Here is a 4775-nt window from a genome sequence, read left to right as displayed (position 1 = left end):
GACTTGACCTGGAATCAAGTGTTCTTAGCCGTCGACTTTTTAAGTCGGACAGGCCAAGCCGATGTCACCTTGGATCCTAGACGAGTCTATTGGGTGCGAAGCCGTCGCTCAGCCGCATAAGAGCATGCCGAGGTTTCATCTCTGCTCCTGTTAATGGAGTCTTCCCTCAGTCCTACCGAAGGCTACGACTCCGCGCCAGGACAACGAGAGGACAAATCAAATTATCCCTCTAGCTATGTGAGCGGAATACATATTGACAGACTGATTAAACTACGTATAATTAGCAATCCAATGCATTCATAACTTCCGCACCTACTCCTTAAAGGAAGGACGAATTATGAAGCTTGCATCAGGGTTGCTTCTCGCGTTCCTTGCGTGGGGTCTCTCTCCCGCGCTGGCTGCCACGGTACCCTTCAACCAGAATCTTATTATTAATGGGGACGCTGAATCTGATGTAGGCTCATCAGACGGGTCCTCGATTGGTGCTGTAACGGGGTTTACCAGGACTGGTGAGTTCACTGTCACGAAGTACAAAGCAGTGGTTACATTGAATGACTTTCCCGCAATCGGGAGTCCAGGGCCAGCCGATCGTGGACTGAATTTCTTTTCAGGCGGCTTCACCAATCCTTCTATTGGACACCAACGAATAGATATAACGGGCGTGGCTTCGTCCATCGATTTGGGTTCTACAAGATATGAGCTGTCTGGTTTTCTCGGTGGGTTTTCCAACCAAGGCGATCGTGCGGTATTGACCGCGAACTTCTTGAACGACCAGGACGCTCCATTAGGATTTGCTGCGATCGGGGCGGTAACGAATGGAGATCGACAAAATATCACGGGATTATTGGAACGGAGCACGGATGGCCTTGTTCCCGTAGGAACTCGCTCCATACAGATCGCATTGGCGCTCACTCGCAGTGCAGGCCAGTATAACGATGGATATGCCGATAACTTGTCATTGAAATTGACCCCGGTGCCTTTACCCGCTGCCGTCTTGTTATTCGTGCCAGGTCTCCTTGGGATTGGGGTGCTGGCAAACCGGAAACGGTCATAACCTTTCTCCAGCCTCTAGCCGAAAGCAGCACTGACTTGGTGTCGCTTTCGGCTTCTCACAAAGACTCAAACGCCTGTGTGAACGAGATGACGGGAGCCGTGTCCGTGCCGACCATCAAGGAGAGCGACGGTGAAACGACCCGTGTCCGAGTCGACGATCAAACCAAAATGGACCGAGTGGCGGTCGGAGATCAGGTCAAAGCCTATGTCTCGGAAGACGGATATGCCTCGACGATTCAGCGGGACTCGGACTGACTAGAGAGCGAGCCGCTCAACGACTTCGGCGGTAGTGGCGATTTCGCCGAAGATGCCTCCTTCCACGCCGATCATGGCCAGGGACGCTTTGTGCAAGTCGGGATCTCCCGAAGCGCATGCATCACTCACCGTGATGCAGCGATACCCGAGGTCGATTGCGGCGCGCAATGTCGAGCTGACGCATACTTCCGTGGTGACACCCGTCACAATGAGTGTTTCAATACCGCGCTTCATCAATATCTGTTGCAATCCCGTGCGGGCGAACGCGCTGTATCCAGGCTTATCGATAACGATTTCCTGCTTGATGGGACGTAAGGCTTCCACGAAATCGTGGCCTACTTCATCCCGCACCAGCAGACGACCGAGCGGACCCTTGGAGCCGATTTCCGCACCGGCTCTGCGACTGCGTTCCAGCTTGTACGGCGGACAATCGGACAGGTCCGGCAAATGGCCTTCACGGGTATGCACGATCAGCAGACCGGCTTGGCGTCCAACTGCGAGCAGCTTTGCGATTGGACGGATTGCCGCGGCCAGCGGCGCGATGTCGAGTCCCGCCTGCGCCGCATAACCTTCCGGCTCAAGAAAGTCACGCTGCATGTCGATCACGAGCAACGCCGCGCGGGCGGGCATCAGGGAATCGAGAAGGCTTGTTGTCGACCGCTCCATTCCATACGATCTTCTCGTGAACACTCCCAAACCACCCAGCAGGGCGGAAACCCCCGCGCCAACCGCCACCGTACTTCCGTGAACCAGGATTTCGCGGCGCGAAGGACCAGATTCACTCGTATGGACGAGACGGTGTGCCTCATTGAGTTCATTAGTGACCATGACCGGCCTCCTTATTCGCCGACGAATGATTTCAATTTCGCAAACGAGCGGTCTAGAGAAAGGAAAGACTCGTCATGAAACAAACTCCACCTCCCTGCCCGAAATGCCGGAGCACGAGAGTAACCGCCATGGAATCGCCGGCGCAGCCGACATCCGGACCGCTATTGGCGGATACCAAAGTGACGGAATCGCCGGTCTGGCTCTGTTGGGAATGCAAACATCAATGGACGGCGGAAGCTTGGTCCAATCAGTGAGCCGGTGCGCGGCTCTATTTTGGGCGTGCCGTTGCAGGCATGACCTGCTCGCGACGAGGAAAGACGATTTGCCAAAAACCAACAGAGAGGGACGACGTTAAGGTTGAGCGTTGTCCCCCCTTTGAATCAACCTAGTCCTGAGCCTCAACCTTCTCCATGTCACGACCAGTATTGTGACCTCGTTCGGCAGCTCACGTCGACCACGCGCGCATCGCCTCAACCTTCTCCATGTCACGACCAGTATTGTGACGCCTTCATGTAGCCGTACAAAAGATCGCGCCGAGCCAGAATCCCGACCAGCTGATTGTTCCTGACCACCGGCACGCGAGTCAAATACCGGTCCTGGAACAGATCGGCCACCTGGGCGAGTGTTTGATCTTCCGTCACGGTCACGGGATGGGTGGACATGATTTCCGTGGCAAGAATCTTCCGCAGATCTCGCCCGTCGAGCATGGCCTGCAGGAGATCGTATTCCGTCACGATCCCGATCAACGTGCCATCCTCTTCCACGACAGGAAGACTCCCGAAGTTTCGATGCGTCATCATGTGCGCGATCGTCGAGGCATCGGTGCGCGACGTGCATCGGACGACCGCGTCCTGCATCAATTGTTCGACGGTCAAGGCCTTGGGATCGCCGGCTTTCATGAAGAAGTCTGTTTTTCTCATACATGCCTCACTGTTCTCGTTTTCCCCCGGTGGCGAGATAGGTCCGCAACACATCCCGTCTCGCGATAATACCGATGAGTTTATTCTTGGCGTCTACGACTGGAACGCGAACCAGATCGCTTGCGCGCAATATGTGCACCAACGTTCCGAGTGTCGTTTCAGCCCTGACTGAATAAGGATTCGGCGTCATGATGTCCTTCGCCGTGACGGTACTGAGCGCATGGTGGTCGTCAACGGCCGCGAGTAAATCGTGCTCGCTCACAATGCCGACCAGCTTACGTCCCTTCTCCACAACGGGCACGGCCCCGAACCCTTCTATTAAAAGCGTCGCGATCATATGCCCTTTCATTTTCAGCGGAACGAATTGGACCTCCTTTTCCATGACCTGGCTGACGGTCATGGAATCGAAGTCTTTGATTTTGATCATGGCTCTTTTTGCTTTTTTCATCTCTATCTCTTACCCATTCGTCTCATCACTGCCCGCATGTCAGTCCTCACCCTTCATTGATCTCTCATAGCTTCTGATTCGATTCTCTGCCGGGCAACGTGCCTCTTCAACTGACGCGAATCACCACAGCGAGTCATCCGCCGTTGCCGCAGAACGCCGCAATATTTACCGCATGACAACCCGGCGTGCGTTCGTAACCATTCGGAAGTGATCGATTCTCCTTTCCAATATTCCATGCCTGATTGATAGCTGATGCAGAACTGATACCCGAATCTTTCATTCTAGATCGGGACCACTCTGGCAGAGGGAACCCCATCATGGGATCGATTCGCGGTTGATCGAATGAAGCGAGGTCATCGATCCGGACGTACAGAAGATCTTTTGCACTGAACCCTCCAGGGATCTACCCAGTACAGTCTCATCATCGTTTTTCCTACACTCACGATATGAGTACGAAGAGCGGTAACTAGTTTAATGGCAACAATAGACAAGGAGGGGCATATGAACGCGGAGCAATTCCAGGGGAAATGGAGCCAGTTCAAGGGTGAGGTCAAGCGTCAATGGGGAAAGCTGACCGATGATGATATGACGGAGGCCGAAGGAAATTACGATAAATTCCTGGGCCGGGTACAGGAGCGATATGGCGATAAAAAAGAAGACGTCATGAAATGGACGAACGAATGGTTTGATAAACAGAATACAGCCCAATCCGGCCCGCAAAGGTAGTGCGCGTCAGCGCCATACTTGGACCTACTTCGCTGGAGATTGAGGAGGTGGGTTGCTAACGTTACGGAGGTGATTAATTAACTCGGGGAGGCTTACTATGTTGAGCTGGGCTGTGACGTTCTTGGTCGTCGCCATTATAGCTGGAGTGCTCGGTCTTTCCGGAGTCGCGGGGACAGCCACGAGTATTGCTTATGCGTTATTCGTGATTTTTGTCATTCTCGCGCTCGTTGGGTTCATCACCGGCCGGAAACCGGCTGCCTGACACGTGAGTCGATTTAGGGAAGGTCTGATTAATTCGCGTTTTCGAGTAGTCGGCATCAAAACACCGCGAATCCAGCTTGTTGCTACTCGGAATTGTGAATAAATCAGTCCTTTCTTAGATGGTGAGCACGACCTCAATCTCGCCGATGCGGCGGACCACCCTCAAGGCGACTTCGTTCTCATGGCGATCGAGCATGAGGTCGAGACGCGCATGTCCGACGGAGAGGTTCCGAATCTCGACCCGCTCAAGGAACGGCGGCAACACAGGACGGACGAAACTCACC

The 4775-nt window shown here is 53.9% G+C and carries 8 protein-coding genes; 5 read left to right on the top strand and 3 right to left on the bottom strand.

Features of this window, described 5'->3' with window-relative positions:
* The first annotated feature begins 337 nt into the window (after positions 1-337).
* On the top strand, positions 338-1054 hold the full coding sequence (locus tag ACOSYY_RS06740) for a hypothetical protein (protein WP_421661501.1): 717 nt from the start codon (positions 338-340) through the stop codon (positions 1052-1054).
* 35 nt (positions 1055-1089) lie between these two features.
* Complete coding sequence (locus ACOSYY_RS06735) at positions 1090-1308, top strand: hypothetical protein (protein WP_421661500.1); 219 nt, start codon at positions 1090-1092, stop codon at positions 1306-1308.
* Here the strand turns inward: ACOSYY_RS06735 and ACOSYY_RS06730 are convergent, their stop codons facing one another.
* On the bottom strand, positions 1309-1974 hold the full coding sequence (locus ACOSYY_RS06730) for a cysteine hydrolase family protein (RefSeq protein WP_526023296.1): 666 nt from the start codon (positions 1972-1974) through the stop codon (positions 1309-1311). It lies immediately after the preceding gene.
* Positions 1975-2210: 236 nt separating this feature from the next.
* On the opposite strand from ACOSYY_RS06730, the gene ACOSYY_RS06725 reads away from it, so the two are divergent.
* Positions 2211-2390 carry a hypothetical protein gene (locus ACOSYY_RS06725; protein ID WP_421661498.1) on the top strand — a complete coding sequence of 60 codons (180 nt, stop codon included), beginning with the start codon at positions 2211-2213 and terminating at the stop codon, positions 2388-2390.
* 231 nt (positions 2391-2621) lie between these two features.
* Here the strand turns inward: ACOSYY_RS06725 and ACOSYY_RS06720 are convergent, their stop codons facing one another.
* Both ACOSYY_RS06720 and ACOSYY_RS06715 read right to left on the bottom strand, forming a co-directional pair.
* On the bottom strand, positions 2622-3056 hold the full coding sequence (locus ACOSYY_RS06720) for a CBS domain-containing protein (RefSeq protein ID WP_421661497.1): 435 nt from the start codon (positions 3054-3056) through the stop codon (positions 2622-2624).
* Between the two features lie 7 nt (positions 3057-3063).
* The gene (locus ACOSYY_RS06715; protein ID WP_421661496.1) at positions 3064-3504 is read right to left on the bottom strand and encodes a CBS domain-containing protein; all 441 of its coding nucleotides are present in this window, start codon (positions 3502-3504) and stop codon (positions 3064-3066) included.
* A 501-nt stretch (positions 3505-4005) separates the two neighbouring features.
* Here ACOSYY_RS06715 and ACOSYY_RS06710 point away from each other — a divergent pair.
* Positions 4006-4230 (top strand): CsbD family protein, encoded by a 225-nt coding sequence (locus tag ACOSYY_RS06710; RefSeq protein ID WP_421661495.1) that lies wholly within the window; start codon positions 4006-4008, stop codon positions 4228-4230.
* 97 nt (positions 4231-4327) lie between these two features.
* Entirely contained in the window at positions 4328-4492 is a 165-nt protein-coding gene (locus ACOSYY_RS06705; RefSeq protein ID WP_421661494.1) for a DUF1328 domain-containing protein, read from the top strand.
* The last annotated feature ends 283 nt before the right edge of the window (positions 4493-4775 follow it).

Source organism: Nitrospira sp. BLG_2 (genome assembly GCF_049222245.1).
This window is presented reverse-complemented; position numbering and strand designations above follow the sequence as displayed.